The 22,374-nt window shown below is 66.8% G+C and carries 18 protein-coding genes; 10 read left to right on the top strand and 8 right to left on the bottom strand.

The features are described from left to right. The first annotated feature begins 73 nt into the window (after positions 1 to 73). From FW760_RS01740 to FW760_RS01720, 5 genes are all read left to right on the top strand, one after another. The gene (locus FW760_RS01740) at positions 74 to 547 is read left to right on the top strand and encodes a hemerythrin domain-containing protein (protein ID WP_446443534.1); all 474 of its coding nucleotides are present in this window, start codon (positions 74 to 76) and stop codon (positions 545 to 547) included. Between the two features lie 185 nt (positions 548 to 732). Further along, a complete protein-coding gene (locus FW760_RS01735) occupies positions 733 to 1,314 on the top strand; it encodes a hypothetical protein (protein WP_116053692.1) in 582 nt (193 codons plus the stop codon). Then, entirely contained in the window at positions 1,314 to 1,742 is a 429-nt protein-coding gene (locus FW760_RS01730) for a phage holin family protein (RefSeq protein ID WP_078481157.1), read from the top strand. Before FW760_RS01735 ends, FW760_RS01730 begins: the two co-directional genes overlap by 1 nt. After that, on the top strand, positions 1,739 to 2,533 hold the full coding sequence (locus FW760_RS01725; RefSeq protein WP_446443533.1) for a DUF3618 domain-containing protein: 795 nt from the start codon (positions 1,739 to 1,741) through the stop codon (positions 2,531 to 2,533). The genes FW760_RS01730 and FW760_RS01725 overlap by 4 nt, the downstream gene beginning before the upstream one ends. A gap of 74 nt (positions 2,534 to 2,607) precedes the next feature. Further along, the gene (locus FW760_RS01720; protein ID WP_446443532.1) at positions 2,608 to 3,828 is read left to right on the top strand and encodes a zinc-dependent alcohol dehydrogenase; all 1,221 of its coding nucleotides are present in this window, start codon (positions 2,608 to 2,610) and stop codon (positions 3,826 to 3,828) included. 46 nt (positions 3,829 to 3,874) lie between these two features. Here FW760_RS01720 and FW760_RS01715 read toward each other — a convergent pair whose 3' ends face one another. The 8 genes from FW760_RS01715 to FW760_RS01680 all read right to left on the bottom strand — a co-directional run bounded on the left by FW760_RS01715 (position 3,875) and on the right by FW760_RS01680 (position 13,412). Beyond that, positions 3,875 to 4,255, bottom strand: coding sequence for a termination factor Rho (locus FW760_RS01715; protein WP_327781019.1), 381 nt, complete (start codon positions 4,253 to 4,255; stop codon positions 3,875 to 3,877). Positions 4,256 to 4,427: 172 nt separating this feature from the next. Continuing rightward, positions 4,428 to 5,741 (bottom strand): MFS transporter, encoded by a 1,314-nt coding sequence (locus FW760_RS01710; protein WP_054914329.1) that lies wholly within the window; start codon positions 5,739 to 5,741, stop codon positions 4,428 to 4,430. 86 nt (positions 5,742 to 5,827) lie between these two features. Beyond that, positions 5,828 to 7,045, bottom strand: coding sequence for a fumarylacetoacetate hydrolase family protein (locus FW760_RS01705; RefSeq protein ID WP_123753253.1), 1,218 nt, complete (start codon positions 7,043 to 7,045; stop codon positions 5,828 to 5,830). Positions 7,046 to 7,071: 26 nt separating this feature from the next. Beyond that, positions 7,072 to 8,130 (bottom strand): Ldh family oxidoreductase, encoded by a 1,059-nt coding sequence (locus tag FW760_RS01700; RefSeq protein WP_446443531.1) that lies wholly within the window; start codon positions 8,128 to 8,130, stop codon positions 7,072 to 7,074. After that, a complete protein-coding gene (locus FW760_RS01695) occupies positions 8,123 to 9,709 on the bottom strand; it encodes an aldehyde dehydrogenase (NADP(+)) (RefSeq protein WP_446443530.1) in 1,587 nt (528 codons plus the stop codon). The genes FW760_RS01700 and FW760_RS01695 overlap by 8 nt, the downstream gene beginning before the upstream one ends. 36 nt (positions 9,710 to 9,745) lie before the next feature. Then, positions 9,746 to 11,296 (bottom strand): UxaA family hydrolase, encoded by a 1,551-nt coding sequence (locus FW760_RS01690; protein WP_043864068.1) that lies wholly within the window; start codon positions 11,294 to 11,296, stop codon positions 9,746 to 9,748. A gap of 158 nt (positions 11,297 to 11,454) precedes the next feature. After that, on the bottom strand, positions 11,455 to 12,426 hold the full coding sequence (locus tag FW760_RS01685) for a LysR family transcriptional regulator (protein ID WP_054914326.1): 972 nt from the start codon (positions 12,424 to 12,426) through the stop codon (positions 11,455 to 11,457). Between the two features lie 38 nt (positions 12,427 to 12,464). Then, a complete protein-coding gene (locus FW760_RS01680; protein WP_054914325.1) occupies positions 12,465 to 13,412 on the bottom strand; it encodes a LysR substrate-binding domain-containing protein in 948 nt (315 codons plus the stop codon). A 101-nt stretch (positions 13,413 to 13,513) separates the two neighbouring features. On the opposite strand from FW760_RS01680, the gene FW760_RS01675 reads away from it, so the two are divergent. From FW760_RS01675 to FW760_RS01655, 5 genes are all read left to right on the top strand, one after another. Further along, on the top strand, positions 13,514 to 14,824 hold the full coding sequence (locus FW760_RS01675) for an L-fuconate dehydratase (protein WP_043864071.1): 1,311 nt from the start codon (positions 13,514 to 13,516) through the stop codon (positions 14,822 to 14,824). Between the two features lie 70 nt (positions 14,825 to 14,894). Then, entirely contained in the window at positions 14,895 to 16,208 is a 1,314-nt protein-coding gene (locus tag FW760_RS01670; protein ID WP_043864072.1) for an MFS transporter, read from the top strand. Between the two features lie 201 nt (positions 16,209 to 16,409). Beyond that, on the top strand, positions 16,410 to 17,642 hold the full coding sequence (gene mexE, locus FW760_RS01665) for a multidrug efflux RND transporter periplasmic adaptor subunit MexE (protein ID WP_100632623.1): 1,233 nt from the start codon (positions 16,410 to 16,412) through the stop codon (positions 17,640 to 17,642). A 12-nt stretch (positions 17,643 to 17,654) separates the two neighbouring features. After that, positions 17,655 to 20,834 carry an efflux RND transporter permease subunit gene (locus FW760_RS01660; RefSeq protein ID WP_054914324.1) on the top strand — a complete coding sequence of 1,060 codons (3,180 nt, stop codon included), beginning with the start codon at positions 17,655 to 17,657 and terminating at the stop codon, positions 20,832 to 20,834. Then, a complete protein-coding gene (locus FW760_RS01655) occupies positions 20,831 to 22,255 on the top strand; it encodes an efflux transporter outer membrane subunit (RefSeq protein ID WP_043864075.1) in 1,425 nt (474 codons plus the stop codon). The genes FW760_RS01660 and FW760_RS01655 overlap by 4 nt, the downstream gene beginning before the upstream one ends. The last annotated feature ends 119 nt before the right edge of the window (positions 22,256 to 22,374 follow it).

The raw sequence follows: 22,374 nt of genomic DNA, 5'->3' as shown, positions 1-22,374 counted from the left end.
GGTGCAGGCTGGCACCGTTGATGCAACGACTACCGAGGCGAACACGCCACCGTACCCGCCACCGGAGATCACCATGAATGCCATTGAACTGCTCGAAGCCGATCACAAGCGCGTAAAGGCCCTGTTGGCAAAACTGAGCGCATCCACCGAGCGCGGCGTCAAGACGCGCACCCAGCTGCTTGCCGAACTGGAGATGGAAATCACCGTGCACACCGAGATCGAGGAGCAGATCCTCTACCCGGCGTTCAAGCAGGCCGGCGGCAAGGAACAGGACGTGATGTACTACGAGGCCAAGGAAGAGCACCGCACCGTCGACTCCCTGGTGCTGCCCGACCTCAAGACCACCGACCCGTCGACCCCGGAGTTCACCGGCCGCGTGAAGGTGGTGAAGGAGCTGCTCGAACACCATATCGAGGAAGAAGAGTCCGAGATGTTCCCGCGGGCCCGCAAGCTGCTGAAAAAAGCCGAACTCGAGGCCCTTGGCGAACAGATGCAGGCGTTCAAGGCCAACTACATGAAGGCCCTCAAGAATACCACCAGCCACTGACCCCTTCCCCAGGCCCGCCGCCGGGCGGGCCCGCCCCACCTTTGGTCGTGCCCTTGGCAGTCACCTGTCACTTGCCTTGAACTCTGCCGCCACGTCCATCGTCATCCGCCTGAGAGTCCGTAAAACAGTGCTTGGCAATCAGCGCAGTGTGCCCGGCGTTTATCCGAACGTAAGGGAGAACCACAATGAACGGGACTGATCAGTCGGCCCACGGCGACGCCTCGCAGTCGCCCCAGGGCACCCCGCAGGAACACCTGCACACCCTGGCCGAAGACGCCGGGGCATTGCTCGACGACGCCAGGGAACACGGCGCCAGACAGTACGAGCAGTATCGCGACCTGGCCGCCGAACAGCTCGACTCGCTGGTCGAAGGCGCCCAGTCGGCAGCCTCGGCCCTTGAAGGCAAGGATTCCCTCGGGCTGGCCCAGTACATGGCGCAACTGGCCAGCGGGCTGGGCGATTTTGCCGACCAGGTCCGCGACAACAGCATCGAGGACCTGGTGCACAAGGGCGCGCAACTGGCCCGCGACAACCCCACGCTGTTCCTGGCCGGCAGCGTCGCCATCGGCTTTGGCCTGTCGCGCTTCCTGCGCGCCAGCAGCAGCCACCCGACCGCGTCGGGCACCCCCACGCAGGCCTACGGTGCCAGCACGCCCTACCAGAGCTCGGTACCGCCGCTGCGCGACAACCCCGTGCCCGCCGACCCGCTGGGCCGCACCCTGGCCGATGGCCCCAACACCCAGGACAGCTTCAAGGGAGGTGTGTGATGGAACGCGACCCACTCGATACCCTGCCCCCCGCGCCACCGGGCGAGCACGACAACACCAGCATCGGCAGCCTGCTGCGCCAGCTCACCCGTGAAGTGCCCGAGCTGTTCACCAAGGAGCTGGCACTGGCCAAGGCCGAACTGCAACGCAGCCTGACCACCCTCAAGGCCGGTACAGCCGCCGTGGCCGGCGGCGCCATGGTGCTGCTGGCGGGCCTGATCATCCTGCTGATGGCGGCGGTGTACGGCCTGGCCTACGTGGTCGCGCCCTGGCTGGCGGCGCTGATCGTGGGCGCGGTGACCCTGGTCATCGGCTTCATGATGCTGCAGGCCGGCAAGAAGCAGTTCGACCCGTCCAACCTCACCCCTGACCGCACCCTGCATGCCCTGCAACAGGACAAGGACGCACTGAAGAGGAAAGTCTCATGAGCACCTCATTCGAAGCCGAATCGCACAAGAGCCCGGAAACCCTGGAGCAGGAGATCGACGCCAAGCGCGCCAGCATCAGCCACCTGGTGGACTCGCTGGAACACCGCCTCACCCCCGGCCAGCTGATCGACCAGGGCATGGCGTACTTCAAGGGCAACGGCGGCGAGTTCTTCCAGAACCTGGGCACCACCCTGAAGAACAACCCGGTGCCCACCGTGCTCACCGGCGTGGGCCTGGCGTGGCTGGCGCTGAACCAGAACCGCCCCTTCTCACCCGGCTCGCCGACCTTTGGCGGCAGCGGCCTGGCCGACACGCTGGGCGACGCTGCCAGCGGCATCAAGGGCGCCATGGCCCAGGCCGGCGAGCACCTGCACCACGCCTCGGACGTGGCCCACGACAAGGCGCGCGACGCCAGCGACAGCCTGGGCAGCTCGGCCGACAAGGTGCGCCAGGCCGCGCACCACGCCAGCGACCGGGTGCAGGCCCAGGCCGCGCAGCTCAAGGGCCAGTTCGACCACCTGCTCAAGGACCAGCCGCTGGTGCTGGCCGCCATCGGCATCGCCCTCGGCGCGGCCCTGGGCGCGGCATTGCCCGGCACGCGCAAGGAGGACGAACTGATGGGCGAAACCCGCGATGCCCTGGCCGACAAGGTGACCCGCACCGGCAAGGCGCTGTACGCCGACGCCACCCAGGCCGTGCACAACGCCGACGCCAACGCGCCGGCAGCTGCCGCGCAGGCCCCCCGAGAGGGGCCTGCCGACCTGTCCGACGGCCTGGGCTTCAGGCCCTGAGTGTCGCCCCGGCGCCCTGCGCGCCGGGGCACGCCCCTCTGTGTTGCACCTACCTACGCGAAGCTGGAGAGACCATGAGAGCACTCACCTACCACGGCGCCCACGACGTCAGGGTCGATACCGTTACCGACCCCATTCTGGAAGAATCCGACGACCTGATCCTGCGGGTGACCGCCACCGCCATCTGCGGCTCGGACCTGCACCTGTACCGCGGCAAGATCCCGGCGGTCGAAGACGGCGACATCTTCGGTCACGAGTTCATGGGCGTGGTCGAGGAAGTCGGCACCGGGGTGACCGCGGTGCAGCCGGGCGATCGCGTGGTGATCCCGTTCGTGATTGCCTGCGGCAGCTGTTTCTTCTGCCAGCAGGACCTGTTCGCCGCGTGCGAGACCACCAATACCGGGCGCGGCGCGATCCTCAACAAGAAGCTCATCCCCTCTGGCGCAGCGCTGTTCGGCTACAGCCACCTGTACGGTGGCGTACCCGGCGGCCAGGCCGAGTACGTGCGCGTACCCAAGGCCAACACCGGGCCGTTCCGCGTGCCCGGCACGCTGAGCGACGAGAAGGTACTGTTTCTGTCCGACATCCTGCCCACGGCCTTCCAGGCGGTGAAGAACACCGAGATCGGCCAGGGATCGAGCCTCGCCATCTACGGCGCGGGGCCGGTCGGGCTGCTGTGCGCGGCGGTAGCGCGGATGCTCGGCGCCGAACGCATCTTCATGGTCGACCACCACCCCTACCGGCTGGCCTATGCGCAGCAGACGTATGGCGTGATCCCGATCAATTTCGACGATGACGACGACCCGGCCGATACCATCATCCGCCAGACCCCGGGCATGCGCGGGGTGGATGGTGTGGTCGATGCGGTGGGCTTCGAGGCCAAGGGCAGCACCACCGAAACCGTGCTGGCCGCGCTCAAGCTCGAGGGCAGCAGCGGCAAGGCCTTGCGCCAGTGCATCGCGGCAGCCCGGCGCGGTGGTGTGGTCAGTGTGCCGGGGGTGTATTCGGGGTTCATCCACGGCCTCCTGTTCGGCGATGCGTTCGACAAGGGCCTGACCTTTCGCATGGGCCAGACCCACGTGCAGCGCTACCTGCCCGAACTGCTGGGCTACATCGAAACCGGCGCGCTCACGCCGGAAACCATCATCACCCACCGCCTGTCGCTGGAGCAGGCGGCCGAGGGCTACAGGATCTTCGACAAGAAGGAGCAAGAGTGCCGCAAGGTCATCCTCACGCCTGGCGACAGCAGCATCGAGTTGCCGATGGCCATCGTCGACGACGGCGTGGTGGCCTGAGCCCGTGACGCTGGCCGGCAGCCTCGCCGGTCAGCGTCGGGCGGGGTCAGTGGTGGGCGTGCAGCGCTTCGATCAGCTGCGCCTTGGTCATGCTCGAGCGCCCCTTGATGTTCTTGCTGCGCGCCTCCTTGAGCAGGCTTTGCTTGGTCTGGCTGGCCAACGAGGTGGTGGAGGTGCGCGCGTGGCCGGCGCGGGTGCTGGCGGCGCGTTTGGCCGAGTCGGAGGCAGCGGCGTGCTTTTCGCCGGCCGGGGTGCTGCGACCTGAGCCGCCCTTTTTCTCGCCCCCGCCAGACTGCTTGTTCACCGTGGCCCAGGCACGCGCCTCGGCCTCGGCTTTGGGCGTGCCTTTTTGCTCGTAGCTTTCTTCGATGTGCTGCGCCTTGCGTTTCTGCTCGGCGGTGTACTTGGCTTTGCTTCCCTGGGGCATGGTGCTCACCCTCGATCCGGTTGAATGCGGGCCCGTGTCACGGGCCATTCAGGGGGTTTGAGGGCACGGGTGCGCCAGGGTGCGATTGGGTGGATGAATGGCAGAGGAGCGAAGACCACCGGCCTCTTCGCTGGCACGCCAGTGAACGAGCGCGAAGCGCTCGCCACCTGTCCTACTGGGTAGCCCCGGCCATCTGCCCCGCCGGCTCATCCGCCCCGCCGATCGGCGCCTTGAGCAACAGGAAGTACGCCAGCGCCGAGCACAGCGCCACCACCGCACTGATCATGAACGCGGTATTGAACGAGCCCGAATACTGGATGCTGAACCCGGTCACGATCGGCGCCACGGACCCTGCAATGTAGCCGCCAAAGTTCTGGATCGAACCAAACGAGGCCACCCGCGGGCTGTCGACGATGGTGTTGACGATCATCCACGCCGTGGCACTGGCCATGTTGATGCTGAACAGCGCCAGGCACAGCAGTATCACGCACCCGGTCAACCCGCTCACATACGACAGCGGCAAGGTGAACAGCGCCGCCAGCACCAGCCCGGTGATCACGCTGAACTTGCGGCTGGCCAGCACGCTCATGCCACGCCGTACCAGCAGGTCGCAGAACCGCCCCGCCACGATGGTGCCCACCGCGCCGAAACCATAGGCCAGCGATACCACCCACGCGGTGTCGTACAGGTTCAGCCCGTGCTCGCGCTCGAAGTAGCCCGGCAGCCAGGTCAGGTGCAGCCACAGCATGTAGATCACGCCCATGAAGCCCAGCACCGCGCCCCAGGTGCTGCGATGCTTGAACAGGTCGAGCCAGCCGGCAAAGTACGACGCCTTGGGCGCCTGCACCGCGTCAGCCCGCGGCGCCGGCTGTTCGCTTGGCAGCGCCTGGCCCTGCGCCGCCAGTTCGGCCAGGTACCTGGCCTTGCTCTTGTAGAACGTCAACCAGCACAGCGCCAGCACAATGCCGATCACGCCGGTGATGATGAACATCCCGCGCCAGCCGAAGTTGACCATGAACAGCGTCAGCAACGGTGGCGCCAGGCACGGCCCCAGGCAGGTCGACGACCACACGATGCCGGTCGGCGTGCCCCGCTCGTTGGCGTCGAACCATTCCGACAGCGCCTTGGCCGCCGAGGGGAACATCGGCGCCTCGCCGATCCCCAGCAGCACCCGCAGGCCCATGAAGCCGCCAAAGCTGTTGACCAGCCCGCACAGCGACTGCGCCACCGACCAGGCCAGCAACGAGGCGCCCAGGGCGATCTTGCTGCCCAGGCGGTCGATGATCAGGCCCAGTGGCAACTGCGCAAAGGCATAGGCCACGGAGAAGGCCGACAGCAGGATGCCCATCTGCGAAGGGCTGATGAGCATGTCGCGCTGGATCGAGGTGTTGGCAATCGACAGCGCGCTGCGGTCCAGATAGTTGACGATGCCGATCAACAGCAGAAACACGACGGTGATGCGTTGGTACTTCTTCAGTGCGTTCATCTGATGGCCTTTATTATTGTTGTTGCAGCGTCAAACGCCGAGGCGATCCTTCATCCACACGTCATCCCTGGAATACGCACGCCCGCTCAGGGCTGGCGTGCAGTCACTGCCACCTCCAGCAAGCCACGACGGCTCAGGCTTTCGATCAGCGCACGCAGGCCGAATGCCCATTGTGGCGCCTGGTCGCTGGTGGTCACGCGGTTGCACAGGCTGCCCAGCAGCGGGTTGCTGATGGTGACCACATCGCCCAGCTTGTGGGTGAAACCGCTGCCGGGCTGGTCACGGTCCTGCTTGGGCGCGAACAGGGTACCCAGAAACAGCACCAGGCCGTCGGGGTACTGGTGGTTCTCGTTGAGGGTCTGCTGCACCAGGTCGACCGGGTCGCGGCTGATCTGGCGCATCGAGCTGCGCCCCTGCAGCACGAAGCCATCCCGGCCTTCGACGCGCAGGTCGACTTCGGCGGCGCGCACGTCCTCCAGGCTGAAGGTCTCGTCGAACAGGCGCAGCAGCGGGCCGAGGGCGGTCGAGGCGTTGTTGTCCTTGGCCTTGGACAGCAGCAGCGCGCTGCGCCCCTCGAAGTCGCGCAGGTTCACGTCGTTGCCCAGCATGGCGCCGTGGATGGTGCCGTTGCTCGACACCGCCAGCACCACCTCGGGCTCGGGGTTGTTCCAGCTGGACTTGGGGTGCAGGCCGATATCGGCGCCGTGGCCGACCGCCGACAACGGCTGGGCCTTGGTGAACACTTCGGCGTCCGGGCCGATGCCCACTTCCAGGTACTGCGACCACATGCCCTGCTCCACCAGCAGCACGCGCAGTTCTTCGGCCTGGGCCGAGCCGGGCACGATACGCGACAGGTCGGCGCCGATGCGGCTGACCAGGGTGTCGCGAATCGCGTCGGCCTTGGCCGGGTCGCCCTTGGCCTGCTCTTCGACCACACGCTCCAGCAGACTGGCGGCGAAGGTCACGCCGGCGGCCTTGACCGCCTGCAGGTCGATGGGGGCCAGCAACCATGGCAGGCGCGCATCGCGCTGCTGCGGGTCGCTGTTGGCCAGCAGCGCGGGCAGCTCGATCAACGCCTCGCCCAGCGGCAGTGCGCGCAGATAGGCGGCCGGGTCGGGTTGTTCGAGCAGGGCCGAGACGGTGGCCACATGGGCACTGATGTCATGCACGGCGCCGGCCCTGACCAGCACCACGGCCGGGCCCTGCTCGGGCAGCCACACCCGCCCTACCCAGCTGCCGGTGGCGAACACGGCGAGATCGTTGCTCAGTGCGAGAGGCGCGTGCGCCTGGTTCTGGTTGGTCATGTGTGCACTCTTGTTGTGGTGGTCGGTCATTGCGGGAGCGGCGCCAGTTGCAACTGCGCAGCGGTCTGGTTCAGCGCATCGAGCACCGCCGGCGACAGGCCCAGGCCCTCGCGCAACGCCTGCTCGCGCAGTTTCAGCCCGGCCTGGCCCGGCAGGCGCACCGGGCGCTGCGGGTCGAGCGGACGGCTGGCCAGCACCAACTGGCCAAGGAAGCTGCTCTCGGCGGCAAAGGCCTCAAGCCCGCCGAAGAAGCGCGGGTCGATCACCACTGCGGTGGCCGAGGCGCCCCACTGCTGCGGCGCGTCCTTGCGCCCGTGCCCGGCCAGGCCCGAGGTCAGCGCCTCGACCAGCAGGGCCAGGGCAAAGCCCTTGTGCCCGAAGGCCTGCCCGCCCAATGGCAGCAGGCTGCCCTGGGGCGTGGTGAAGAAGTCGCGCGGGTCGTTGCTCGGCGTGCCGTCGTTACTCATCAGCACGGCGTGGGGCAAGGTGGTGCCGGCATCGCGGCACTGGCCCACCAGGCCGAGGGTGACGCTGGACATGCTCACATCCAGCAGGATCGGCTCGCCCTGGGTCGGAATACCCGCGGCAATCGGGTTGGGGGTGTAGATCGGGTCGATGCCGCCCTGGGCGCACACCAGCCCCACCGACGGGTCGGAGGAATACAGCAGGGCCACCAGGCCACGGTCGGTGTAGGGCTTGAGGTAGGCCGCCAGGCAGCCGATGTGCGAGGCACGGCGCACCACCGAGATGCCGATACCCTGCGCCTGGGCACCCTGCGCGGCGCATGCCAGGGCACGCTCCACGCAGTACGGGCCCAGCACGTAGTGGCCGTCGAGCAGCGTGGCGATGCCGCTGCCCTGCAGGTGTTCGAGGTCGGCGGCACGTGCCTTGACCTCACCGCGCTGTACGCCATCGACATAGCGGCTGACCAGGTTCAGGCCGTGGGTGCGGTGCCCCAGCAGCTCGCCCTCGAGCAGCACGCGGGTCACCACCCGGGCCACCTCGGCGTCGGCCCCGGCACCCTCGAACAACTGTTCGACGAACCGGGTCAGCGTGGCCGTGTCGTAGCGCCGGGCTTCAGACATCGCTCAGGCCCTGGCGGCTGTACTGGCCATCGACCAGGCGCTGGATACCCAGCGGGTTGGCGTCCTTCAGGGCATCCGGCAGCAACGCGTCGGGCACGTTCTGGTAGCACACCGGGCGCAGGAAGCGGTCGATGGCCAGGGTGCCGACCGAGGTGCCGCGGGCATCGGAGGTGGCCGGGTACGGGCCGCCGTGCACCATCGCGTCACACACCTCCACACCGGTGGGGTAGCCGTTGACCAGCACGCGGCCGACCTTGTCTTCGAGCACGCCGAACAGCTGGGCGAAGGCCGGCAGGTCGTCACCGTCGGCCAGCAGCGTGGCGGTGAGCTGGCCCCGCAGGGCGCTGACGGCGCGCAGCAGCTCGGCGTCGTCGGCCACCTGGATCACGATGGTGCAGGGGCCGAACACCTCTTCCTGCAGCAGTTCGTCGTGTTCCAGCAGCAGGCTGACATCGGCGCCGAACAGCTGCGCCTGGGCCTGGTTGCCGGCTTGTGCCTGGCCGCTCAGGTGCTGGATGCCGGGGTGCGCCAGCAGTGCCTGCAGGCCCTTGCCATAGCTGGCCAGGGTGCCGGCGTTGAGCATGGTCTGCGGCGCCTGTTCGGCCAGGTGGCCGCCCAGTTGCTCGATGAAGGTGGTGAAGGCCGGCGAGCGGATGCCCAGCACCAGGCCCGGGTTGGTACAGAACTGGCCGCAGCCCTGCACCACCGAGGCGGCCAGTTCCCTGGCCATCTGCGCACCACGGCTGGCCAGTGCCTGCGGCAGCGCCAGTACCGGGTTGATGCTCGACATCTCGGCAAATACCGGGATCGGCTGCGGCCGCGCCGCCGCCATATCGCACAGGGCACGGCCGCCCTTGAGCGAACCGGTGAAGCCCACGGCCTGGATGCCGGGGTGCTTGACCAGCGCCTCGCCCACACCGCCACCGAAGATCATGTTGAACACGCAGGCCGGCATGCCGGTTTTGTCGGCCGCACGCAGCAGCGCTTCAGCCACGCGCTCGGCAGTGGCCATGTGGCCACTGTGGGCCTTGAACACCACCGGGCAACCGGCTGCCAGCGCTGCGGCGGTGTCGCCGCCAGCGGTGGAGAATGCCAGCGGGAAGTTGCTGGCGCCGAACACCGCCACCGGGCCCACGCCGATGCGGTACTGGCGCAGGTCCGGACGTGGCAGCGGCGTGCGCTCGGGCAGCGCCTGGTCGATGCGCGCACCGTAGAAGTCGCCACGGCGCAGCACCTTGGCGAACAGGCGCATCTGGCCGCTGGTGCGACCGCGCTCCCCCTGGATGCGTGCGCTTGGCAGCGCGGTTTCGCGGCAGGTCAGCGCCACGAAGTCCTCGCCCAGGGCGTCGAGTTCATCGGCAATGGCGTCGAGAAATTCGGCCCGGCGCACGGCCGGCAGGCTGCGAAACACCGGGAAGGCCGCGCTGGCACCGGCAACGGCACTGTCGACTTCGCTCAGGGTGGCCTGGTGGAAACCGCCCGGCAGGCGTTCGCCGGTGTGGGCGTCGACGCTGTAGACCAGGGTGTCGCCCAGGGCGCTGCGCTGGCCTGCGATGAAGTTGTGTCCGGAAAAGCTCATGTGCATTTCGCCTCTGTAAGGGTGCGGAAAGGTCAATCAGGTCACGGCGCCGATCTGCCACGGCACGAACTCGTTCTGCCCGTAGCCGTGTTGCTCGCTCTTGCTGCGCTGGCCCGATGCGATGCGCAGCATCTGTTCGAAGATGTAGGCGCCGCGTTCTTCAATGCTGGTGGAACCGTCGGCAATGCCGCCGCAGTTCACGTCCATGTCTTCTTCCTGGTGCTCGAACACCCGGTTGTTGGTGGCCAGCTTGATCGACGGCGCCGGGGCGCAGCCGTAGGCCGAACCGCGACCGGTGGTGAAGGCGATCAGGTTGGCGCCGCCGGCGACCTGGCCGGTGGCCGACACCGGGTCGTAGCCGGGGGTGTCCATGAACACCAGCCCCTTGGCGCGCACGGCCTCGGCGTACTGGTACACGTCCACCAGGTTGCTGGAGCCGGCCTTGGCCACGGCGCCCAGGGATTTTTCGAGAATGGTGGTGAGGCCACCGGCCTTGTTGCCGGCCGAGGGGTTGTTGTTGAGCTCGGCGTTCATGCGCTGGCAGTAGTCTTCCCACCAGTGGATGCGCGCGATCAGCTTCTCGCCCACTTCGCGGCTGACCGCACGGCGCGTCAGCAGGTGCTCGGCGCCGTAGATTTCCGGGGTTTCGGACAGGATCGCGGTGCCGCCCGCAGCCACCAGGCGGTCTACCGCATTGCCCAGCGCGGGGTTGGCGGTGATGCCCGAATAGCCGTCGGAACCGCCGCATTGCAGGCCCACGATCAGGTGCCGGGCGCTGACCGGCTCGCGGCGCACCTGGTTGGCGTCGGCCAGCAGCGCCTTGACCTGCTCGATACCGGCGGCGATGGTCTTGGAGGTGCCGCCAATGCCCTGGATGGTGAACGCGCGCAACTGGGCGCCGGCGGTCAGCCCCTGGGTCTGCATCAGGCTTTCGATCTGGTTGGTCTCGCAGCCCAGGCCGATGATCAGCACGGCGGCGAAGTTGGGGTGCACGGCATAGCCGCCCAGGGTGCGGCGCAGCAGGCCCAGGGCTTCGCCGCTGGGATCGACCGCGCAACCGGCACCGTGGGTCAGGGCCACCACGCCATCGACGTTGGGGTAGTCGGCCAGCGCCTCGGGGTGGATATCGCGGCGAAAATGGTCGGCCACGGCACGGGCAACGGTCGCCGAGCAGTTCACCGAGGTCAGGATGCCCACGTAGTTGCGGGTGGCGACCCGCCCGTCGGCGCGCACGATGCCTTCGAAGAAGGCTTCCCTGGCCGGCACGCTGTGGGCGTCTTCGCCAAAGGCGTAGTCACGGGCGAAGTCGCCCATCTCCACGTTGTGCACATGCACGTGTTCGCCGGCCTCGATGGGCTGCGAGGCAAAACCGATGATCTGGCCATAGCGGCGCAGCGCCTCGCCCTGCTCCACGCGCTGGCTGGCCACCTTGTGCCCCGAAGGGATCGACTGGCGCACGGTGACCGCCTCGGCGTCCAGGTGCAGGCCCTCGGGCAGCACCTGGCGGGCAATCAGCACGTTGTCCAGCGGGTTGAGGCGGATGACCGCAGGGTCTTCGCTGCTGCGGGTTCTGGCAATCAGGTGCATGGGACCTCTCAGGGCGCTACGGCAAGCTTCTTGTTATGGCATCACGCCCGTCTTGTGCAGGCGAATCTGCACCAACTGTAAGGAGCCGGCCGGCGTATTCCCAATGAGATGATCCGATCAAGCGATAACCCTGGGTTATCGAAGTGCGAATTCTCGTTTCATTTATAGATCGTTTTATGACCCTCGGCCTGACGGCGCTGACGGGCGAAGTCCAGCAGGATATCGGCGAACACCTGCGCCGAGCCGGTCAGCGGCTGGTCCTTGCGGGTGATGATGCCGTACTCCAGCGGTGCCAGGTGCAGCGGGGTCTGCAGCTCGCGAAACTGACCGCTGGCCAGCTGCGCCGCCACCATCGAGCGCGGCAGCATGGCGATCATCGGCCCCGACTGCAGCAGTTGCAGGAACATCGGCATCGAGATGGTATCCACGCTGTCGGCGGGGGTGGCGATGTTGGCAGCGCGAAACGCCCGCTCCAGGCGGTCGCGGATCGGCGTGCCGACCGGGTACAGCACCCACGGCCAGTCGCCCAGGGCCTCCAGCGGCGTGACCTCGAGTTGGTTGAGCGGGTGGCTGCTGTTGACCACCAGGCAGAAGGGCTCGGGCTCCAGTGCCTGGAAGTCGAACAACTGGGCGAAGCGCGGTTCGGTGAAGCGCCCGATCATCAGGTCGAGCTTGTTCTGTTCGAGCATCGCCAGCAGGTAGTCGCTGGACTGCTCCACCACTTCTATCGACAGCAGCGGGCTGCGCGCCTTGATCGCGGCAATGGCCTGGGGCAGCACCACCGAGGTGGCGGCGAAGATGCCGCCCACCTTGATGAAGCCGTGCCCGCCCTTGCGCAGGCGATTGACCTGGTCGACGAAGGTGTGCGAGTCGGCCAGCGCGTTCTGCGCATAGCGCACCACGTACTCGCCCAGCTCGGTGGGCGGCATGCTGCGCGGCAGGCGTTCGAACAGGGCAAAGCCGAACTGCTCCTCGAGGTCGCGCAGCATCTTGCTCAGGGCCGGCTGGCTGAGGTTCATGCGCGAGGCGGTAGCGTGCATGTTGCGCGTGCGCGCCAGGGTGTCGATCAGCACCAGGTGCTTGAAGCGCACCCAGTTGCAGAAGCTGGAATGGGTAATGTCCGAGGGCATCGGCTCAGTGCCTCCTGAAGGTGGCGGCGCAGGTCATGTCATTGCGCCCGCAGGTAATGCAGCAGGGTGTTCAGCGCCACCGAGCGTGGGCGCGAACGCAGGGTCAGCAGGCCCAGGTTGACCATGCTGATGGGCAGCTCCACCGGCAGGATGGCGACCATGCCATAGCGCGCATAATGCTCGGCCACGTCGTTGGGCACCACCGCGATCATGTCGGAGGCTTCGAGCATGGCGGTGGTGGCCAGGATCGAGGCGGTCTCGACGATGTCCAGCGACTGCACCATGCCGCCGGCCTGCAGCGCGCTTTCCACGCGCCGGCGCATCGGGCTGCCGAGCGGGTGAAGGATCCAGGTGAGGCTCACCAGGTCGGCCAGTTGCAGCGCCGCAGCGCCGGCCAGCGGGTGCCCTGCCCTGGCGATCACGCGCATCTGCTCGCCGATGTCGAACAGCTCGATGTCCAGGTCCTGGCTGTCACCCTGGTCGGGCAGGCGCCCGAGCACCACGTCGAAGTCGCCGCGCAGCAGCGCCGGCAGCAAGGTGTCGCTGGTGCCCACCTCGATGCTGATGCGCACCTTGGGATGGTCGCGCTTGTAGGCCAGCACCGCGCCGGTCAGCAGGCGCGGCACCGGGCCCATCACCGTGCCCACCCGCACCAGGCCCATGGCACCGCGGGCCAGTTCGGCGATCTGCGCCTGGGCGTGCTCGAACTCGTGCAGCGCGCCCTGGGCATAGCGGATCATCACCTCGCCATACAGGGTGGGCTGCATGCCCCGGGGCAGGCGCTCGAACAGGCGTACGCCCAGGCGCTCCTCCAACTGCTGCAACAGCAGGCTCGCCGCCGGTTGGGTGGTGTGCATGGCCGCTGCGGCGCGGCGCAGGTTGCCGAACTCGCCCAGGGCGTTGAGCAAGGTGATCTGGCGGCTGGAAATTTTCAGCGCGCCGAGGCTGCGTGGCAGCAGCGGATCGGCTTCAGGGCTCGCAGACATATCGAATTCGGTATCCCTGGTTAGGAAACCGCGATTATGCACGTATCGCTCGGCAACCTACAGTCGGGTCTCCAAGTGGTCACCGAGAACAAGAGCCCGCCATGAGCATTCGAATTACCCACCTGAGCGTTCGCGATATCCGTTTCCCTACCTCGCTGTCGCTCGACGGCTCCGACGCGATGAACAGCGCACCGGACTATTCGGCGTCCTACGTGGTGCTGCACACCGACAGCCCCCTGGAAGGCCACGGCCTGACCTTCACCATCGGCCGCGGCAACGAGATCTGCGTGGCCGCGATCCAGTCGCTGGCACCGATGGTGGTGGGCCTGACCCTGGAAGAGATCACCGCCGACATGGGCGCCTTCTGGCACAACTTCACCGTGGGCGACAGCCAGCTGCGCTGGCTGGGCCCGGAAAAAGGCGTGATCCACCTCGCCACCGCGGCCATCATCAATGCCGTGTGGGACCTGTGGGCCAAGCACGAAGAAAAACCGGTGTGGAAGCTGCTGGCCGACATGAGCCCCGAGCAGCTGGTGCGCTGCCTGGACTTCAGCTACGTCACCGACGTGATCACCCCCGAGGAAGCCATCGCCCTGCTGCGCCGCAATGCGCCGGGCAAGGCCGAGCGCGAGGCGCAGATGCTGCGCGAAGGCTACCCGGGCTACACCACCGCACCGGGCTGGCTGGGCTACAGCGAAGAGAAGATGCGCCAGCTGACCCGCGAGGCCGTGGCCGATGGCTGGACCCACGTGAAGCAGAAGATCGGCGCCAACCTGGAAGACGACATTCGCCGCGCCGGCATCCTGCGTGACGAGCTGGGCTGGGAACGCACCCTGATGATGGACGCCAACCAGGTGTGGGGCGTGGACGAATCGATCGAGAACATGCGCCGCCTGGCCGCCTTCGCACCGCTGTGGATCGAGGAGCCGACCAGCCCCGACGACATCCTCGGCCATGCCACCATTCGCCAGCGCATCGCGCCGATCGGCGTGGCCACCGGCGAGCACTGCCACAACCGGGTGATGTTCAAGCAGATGTTCCAGGCCGGTGCGCTGGACTTCTGCCAGCTCGACGCGGCGCGCCTGGGCGGGCTGAACGAGGTGCTGATCGTGCTGCTGATGGCGGCCAAGTACGACGTGCCGGTGTGCCCGCATGGCGGGGGTGTGGGTTTGTGCGAATACGTGCAGAATATCGCGCTGTTCGACTACATCGGCGTTTCGGCCTCGCTGCACAACCGCGTGCTGGAATACGTCGACCACCTGCACGAGCACTTCATCGACCCGGTGGTGATCCGCCGCGGCCGCTACATGCCACCGCTGCGCCCCGGCTACAGCATCGAGATGCACGCCGACACCCTGGAGCGCTACCAGTACCCGAACGGCCCGGTGTGGCTGGACATCGCCCGCACCTGATCGACACCCAAGCCCGCCGCCGCGCCCTGCGCGTCGGCGGGCCGCACCATCAATACCGGGGTTAACAATAATGACAATCCTCAATACCGCGACAGCGGCGGCCGCGCCCGCCGTGCCTGCCGAACAACGCCTGAACAGCCTGCTGCTGCGCAAACTGCTGCCGTTGCTGGTCATCGTCTACGTGATGAGCTTTCTGGACCGCACCAACATTGCCCTGGCCAAGGCCAGCATGGGCATCGACCTGGGGCTGTCGGCCGCTGCCTACGGCCTGGGCGCCGGGCTGTTCTTTCTGACCTACGCGCTGGCCGAGGTGCCGAGCAACCTGATCATGCACCGGGTGGGCGCACGTTTCTGGATCACCCGCATCATGATCACCTGGGGCCTGCTGTCGGCGGGCATGGCGTTCGTGCAGGGCGAGACCTCGTTCTACATCATGCGCCTGCTGCTGGGCGTGGCCGAGGCCGGGCTGTTCCCGGGGGTGATGCTGTACCTGACCTACTGGTTCGACCGCGAACAGCGGGCACGCGCCACCGGTTACTTTTTGCTGGGCGTGTGCCTGGCCAACATCCTCAGCGGGCCGCTGGGCGGTGCGTTGCTGCAGATGGACGGTCTGCTGGGCTGGCATGGCTGGCAGTGGCTGTTCGTGATCGAAGGCCTGCCGGCAGTGGCGCTGGCGTATGTGGTGTGGAAGAAACTGCCTGACGGGCCGGCCTCGGCCAAATGGCTGTCGGAGGCCGACAAGCGCGACATCGAGCAGCGCCTGAGCGCCGAAAAAGCCGCCGCGCCGCCACAGACCCGCCTGAGCCAGATGTTTCGCGACAAGCAGATCTGGCTGGCGATCGCGGTGTACTTCGTGCACCAGATCACCATCTACACGGTGATCTTCTTTCTGCCGGGCATCATCGGCACCTATGGCAACCTGTCGCCGTTCCAGATCGGCCTGCTGACCTCGGTACCGTGGATTGCCGCCGCCATTGGCGCCGCGACCTTCCCGCGCCTGGCCACCACCCCCACCCGCTGCCGGATGATCATGTTCTTCGGCTTGCTGACCATGGCGGCGGGGCTGGTGATTGCCTCGTTCTCCAACTCGTTCATCGGGCTGGTGGGCTTTTCGCTGACGGCGCTGATGCTGTTCGTGGTGCAGTCGATCATCTTCGTGTTCCCGTCCAGCCGCCTGAGCGGCAGTGCACTGGCGGCGGGGCTGGCGTTCGTGACCATGTGCGGGCTGTTCGGCGGGTTTGTCGGGCCGTCGGTGATGGGGTTGATCGAGCAGACCACCGGTAGCACGCGTAACGGGCTGTGGGTGATCGCCGGCCTGCTGGTGCTGGCGGCGCTGATCAGCACGCGGTTGCGTCAGGGGCAGGAGGAGAAGGCTCAGGCCTGAGCCCATCTCGAATCGGCGCTGCCTGCATCGCGGGTCAAGCCCGCTCCCACAAGGATCATCGCGGTCCGTGTAGGAGCGGGCTTGACCCGCGATGGTGTTCATATCATTCCGAATGATAGTTACCTTCGCCCCATTCGATTCGTTGTTAATAGTTACAAATCGCAGAATCCGCCCACTCTCAATACATTGGCGGATCTATCCATGGAACACTCACTCAAACCCTTGCGCTATCCCCTTGCTGCCCTGGCACTGGTGGTGATGAGTGCCTGTGGTCGTACCCCGGAGGCCCCGCAAGCGCCCGGTGCGCCGAAAGTCACGGTGGCCAAGGTGCTGGAGCAGCCCATCAACGAATGGGACGAGTTCACCGGCCGCCTCGAAGCCCCCGAAACCGTCGAAGTACGCCCGCGCGTGTCCGGCCAGATCGACCAGGTAGCCTTCACCGAAGGTGCCCAGGTCAAGAAAGGCGACCTGCTGTTCCAGATCGATCCGCGCCCGTTCCAGGCTCAGGTACGCCAACTTGAAGCCCAACTGCAACAAGCCCGCGCCACCGCCACCCGCAGCCAGACCGAAGCCCAGCGCGGCGAGCGCCTGCGCAGCAGCAACGCGATTTCCGCCGAACTCGCCGAGTCGCGCACCAGCGCCGCCGCCGAAGCCCGCGCCGGGGTGGCCGCGATCCAGGCGCAACTGGACCTGGCCAGGCTGAACCTGAGCTTCACCCGCGTGACCGCGCCCATCAGCGGGCGTGTCAGCCGCGCCGAGTTCACCGCCGGCAACATCGTCACCGCCGATGTCACCGCGCTCACCAGCGTGGTGTCCACCGACAAGGTCTACGCCTACTTCGACGCCGACGAACGCGTGTACCTCAAGTACACCCAGCTGGCCCGCGACGGCCAGCGCGGCCAGAGCACCCCGGTGTACCTGGGCCTGTCCAACGAAACCGGCAACCCGCACCTGGGCCAGATGAACTTCGTCGACAACCAGGTCAACCCCAAGACCGGCACCATTCGCGGTCGCGCGGTGTTCGACAACAGCGACGGCCAGTTCACCCCCGGGCTGTACGCGCGCCTGAAACTGGTCGGCAGCGCCACCTATTCGGCCGTGCTGATCAACGACGAGGCCGTGGGCACCGACCTGGGCAAGAAGTTCGTGCTGGTGATGGACAAGGACAACAAGGCCGATTACCGCGCCGTGGAGCTGGGCCCCAAACTCGAAGGCCTGCGTATCGTGCGCAGCGGCCTGAGCAAGGAAGACCGCATCGTGGTCAAGGGCCTGCAGCGTGTACGCCCTGGCTCGCCGGTCAGCCCTGAAGAAACCCCGATGGCCAGCGACGCCACCCTCGCCGCCCTCGCCCAGCAACGCCAGGCCCTGGAAGCCAGCACCCCGAGCAAGCCGGTCACGGTCAAGCTCGCCAGTGCCGCGGCACCACGCGGTTAAGGGACCAGACCGATGAATTTTTCCCAGTTCTTCATTACCCGGCCGATCTTCGCCGCCGTGCTGTCGCTGCTGATCCTGATCGCCGGCAGCATCTCGCTGTTCCAGCTGCCGATCAGCGAATACCCCGAGGTGGTACCGCCCACCGTGGTGGTGCGCGCCAACTTCCCCGGTGCCAACCCCAAGGTGATCGGCGAAACCGTGGCCGCGCCGCTCGAGCAGGCCATCACCGGTGTCGAGAACATGCTGTACATGTCCTCGCAGTCCACCGCCGACGGCAAGATCACCCTGACCATCACCTTCGCCCTGGGCACCGACCTGGACAACGCGCAGGTGCAGGTGCAGAACCGTGTGACCCGCACCCAGCCCAAGCTGCCCGAGGAAGTCACGCGTATCGGTATCACCGTCGACAAGGCCTCGCCCGACCTGACCATGGTGGTGCACCTGACCTCGCCGGACAACCGCTACGACATGCTCTACCTGTCCAACTACGCGATCCTCAACATCAAGGACGAGCTGGCTCGCCTGGGTGGCGTGGGTGACGTGCAGCTGTTCGGCATGGGCGACTACTCGCTGCGCGTGTGGCTGGACCCGAACAAGACCGCCTCACGCAACCTGACTGCCAGCGACGTGGTGGCTGCCATTCGCGAGCAGAACCGCCAGGTGGCCGCCGGCCAGCTCGGTTCGCCGCCCGCCCCCGGGGCCACCAGCTTCCAGCTGTCGGTCAACACCCAGGGCCGCCTGGTGAGCGAAGAGGAATTCGAGAACATCATCATCCGCTCTGGCGCCGACGGTGAAATCACCCGCCTCAAGGACATCGCCCGGGTGGAGCTGGGCTCCAGCCAGTACGCCCTGCGTTCGCTGCTCAACAATCAGCCGGCGGTGGCGATCCCGATCTTCCAGCGCCCTGGCTCCAACGCCATCGAGATCTCCGACGAAGTACGCGCCAAGATGGCCGAGCTGAAGAAGGACTTCCCCGAGGGCATGGACTACAGCATCGTCTATGACCCCACCGTGTTCGTGCGCGGCTCGATCGAAGCGGTGGTGCACACCCTGTTCGAGGCGCTGATCCTGGTGGTGCTGGTGGTGATCCTGTTCCTGCAGACCTGGCGCGCCTCGATCATCCCGCTGGTGGCGGTACCGGTCTCGCTGATCGGCACCTTTGCGGTGATGCACCTGTTCGGCTTCTCGCTCAACGCGCTGTCGCTGTTCGGGCTGGTGCTGGCCATCGGTATCGTGGTGGACGACGCCATCGTGGTGGTGGAGAACGTGGAGCGCAACATCGAGCTGGGGCTCAACCCGCTGGAGGCGACCAAGCGCGCCATGAGCGAAGTGACCGGGCCGATCATCGCCACCGCGCTGGTGCTGTGCGCGGTGTTCATCCCGGCGGCGTTCATCTCCGGCCTGACCGGGCAGTTCTACAAGCAGTTCGCCTTGACCATCGCGATTTCCACGGTGATCTCGGCGTTCAACTCGCTGACCCTGTCGCCGGCGCTGGCTGCGGTGTTGCTCAAGGGCCATCACGCCCCCAAGGACCGCTTCTCGAAACTGCTCGACCGCCTGCTCGGCGGCTGGCTGTTCAAGCCGTTCAACCGCTTCTTCGAGCGTGCCAGCCATGGCTACGTGGGCACCGTGGGCCGCGTGATCCGCAGCAGCGGCATCGCCCTGTTCGTGTACGCCGGGCTGATGGTGCTGACCTGGATGGGCTTTGCCGCCACCCCGACCGGTTTCGTGCCCGCTCAGGACAAGCAGTACCTGGTGGCCTTCGCGCAACTGCCGGATGCGGCCAGCCTTGACCGCACCGAATCGGTCATCAAGAAGATGAGCGAGTTCGCCCTCAAGCAACCGGGTGTGGCCGACTCCATCGCCTTCCCGGGCCTGTCGATCAACGGGTTCACCAACAGCCCCAACAGCGGCATCGTGTTCGTCGCACTCAAGTCGTTCGACCAGCGCAAGGACCCCAGCCAGTCGGCCGCGGCGATTGCCGCCACGTTGAACGCGCAGTACGCCGACATCCAGGAAGCCTACATCGCGATCTTCCCGCCACCGCCGGTTCAGGGGCTGGGTACCATCGGCGGTTTCCGCCTGCAGATCGAAGACCGTGGCAACCTGGGCTACGAGGCGCTGTACAAGGAAACCCAGAACATCATCGCCAAGAGCCACAACGTGCCGGAGCTGGCCGGGCTGTTCACCAGCTACCAGGTGAATGTGCCGCAGGTGGATGCCGCCATCGACCGTGAGAAGGCCAAGACCCACGGTGTGGCGATCAACGATATCTTCGACACCCTGCAGATCTACCTGGGCTCGCTGTACGCCAACGACTTCAACCGCTTTGGCCGTACCTACCAGGTCAACGTGCAGGCCGAGCAGCAGTTCCGCCTGGATGCCGAGCAGATCGGCCAGCTCAAGGTGCGCAACAACCAGGGCGAGATGATCCCGCTGGCGACCTTCATCAAGGTCAGCGACACCTCCGGGCCGGACCGCGTGATGCACTACAACGGCTTCATCACCGCCGAGATCAACGGTGGCGCAGCACCCGGCTACAGCTCCGGCCAGGCCGAACAGGCCATGGCAAAACTGCTCAAGGAAGAGCTGCCCAACGGCATGACCTTCGAATGGACCGAGCTGACCTATCAGCAGATCCTCGCCGGCAACACCGCGCTGTTCGTGTTCCCGCTGTGCGTGCTGCTGGCGTTCCTGGTACTGGCTGCCCAGTACGAGAGCTGGAGCCTGCCGCTGGCGGTGATCCTGATCGTGCCGATGACCCTGCTGTCGGCCATTACCGGGGTGATCCTGTCCGGTGGCGACAACAACATCTTCACCCAGATCGGCCTGATCGTACTGGTGGGGCTGGCGTGCAAGAACGCGATTCTTATCGTCGAGTTCGCCAAGGACAAGCAGGCCGAAGGGCTCGACCCGCTGGCTGCGGTGCTGGAAGCCTGCCGGCTGCGGCTGCGCCCGATCCTGATGACCTCGTTCGCCTTCATCATGGGTGTGGTGCCGCTGGTGTTCTCCTCCGGGGCCGGCGCCGAAATGCGCCATGCCATGGGCGTGGCGGTGTTCTCCGGGATGATCGGGGTGACGATTTTCGGCCTGTTGCTGACCCCGGTGTTCTTTGTGTTGATCCGTCGTTATGTAGAGCGCAGCGAGGCCCGCAAGGCGGCCCGCCAGCTGCAGCTGGAGAACCAGGCATGAACCACTTGAAACTGTGGGCACCGAGCCTGCTGGTGCTGGCCCTGGCCGCCTGTGCGGTCGGCCCGGACTACCAGGCCCCGCACACCGACGCCGCGCACCTGGCGGCGGCCGATGCGCAGGAGGCCAAGGCGGCCTTCGACCGCACCCGCTTCGATGCGATCTGGTGGCGTCAGTTCGACGACCCGGTCCTCAACCAGCTGGTGAGCCAGTCGCTGGCCGACAACCGCGAGCTGCGCGTGGCGTTTGCGCGCCTGAAAGCGGCGCGGGCGATCCGTGACGATGTGAGCAACGATGCGCTGCCCACCGTCACCAGCCGCGCCAGCAGCGACCTGGGCAAGGGTCAGATACCTGGCCAGACCGACCGCCGGGTCAACAGCGAGCGCTACGACCTGGGCCTGGACATGGCCTGGGAGCTTGACCTGTTCGGCCGCATTCAGCGCCAGCTGGAAGCCAGCGAGGCGCAGGAGGCCGCGGCCCAGGCCGACCTGCAACAATTGCAGGTGAGCCTGATTGCCGAGCTGGTTGATGCTTATGGACAACTGCGCGGTGCGCAGTTGCGCGAGAAGATAGCCCTGGCCAACCTCAAGACCCAGCAGGATTCGCGCGGCATTACCGAAACCCTGCGTGATGCAGGGGTTGGCAACGAATTGGACGTGGTGCGCGCCGATGCGCGCCTGGCGGCGGTAGAGGCCAGCGTGCCGCAGCTGCAGGCCGAGCAGGTGCGTGCGCGCAACCGCATCGCCACCTTGCTGGGGCAGCGGCCGGATGCGTTGAGTGTCGACCTGTCGCCGGCGCAGTTGCCGGCGATTGCCAAGGCCCTGCCGATTGGCGACCCGGGCGAACTGCTCAAGCGTCGCCCGGATGTGCGCAGCGCCGAGCGCCAGCTGGCGGCGGCCACGGCGAATGTGGGGGTGGCCACGGCCGACCTGTTCCCGCGGGTGAGCCTGAGCGGCTTCCTGGGCTTTACCGCAGGGCGTGGTTCGCAGTTGGGGTCGAGTGCGGCGCAGGCGTGGGCACTGGGCCCGAGCATCACCTGGGCGGCGTTCGACCTGGGCAGTGTGCGGGCGCGTCTGCGCGGCGCGAATGCCGAGGCCGAGGGTGCGTTGGCGACCTATGAGCAGCAGGTGCTGCTGGCGTTGGAAGAGTCGGAGAATGCGTTCAGCGATTACGCCAAGCGTCAGCAACGGCTGATGGCGCTGCTGCGCCAGAGCGAGGCGAGCCGCAAGGCGGCGGACCTGGCGTCGATTCGTTACCGCGAGGGTACGGTGGATTACCTGGTGCTGCTGGATGCCGAGCGTGAACGGCTCACTGCCGAGGACGCGCAGGCGTTGGGCGAGGTGGACCTGTATCGCGGGATCGTGGCGATCTACAAGGCACTCGGTGGTGGCTGGCAAACCGACAGCGTGGCTGCGGCGAACTGATTCAGAGCTCCTTTGGTTGGTTAGCACCGACCACTTTGCCCCGCCATTGGCGGGGCTTTTTTTTGTGGCCTGAACGCAGTTTGCCTGTCGCCGTACGGCAAATCGCGGGTCAAGCCCGC

It is taken from the genome of Pseudomonas sp. 1176_21 (genome assembly GCF_052850635.1).
The sequence above is the reverse complement of the archived record's forward strand: the minus strand, read 5'-3'. Positions and strand labels throughout refer to the sequence as shown.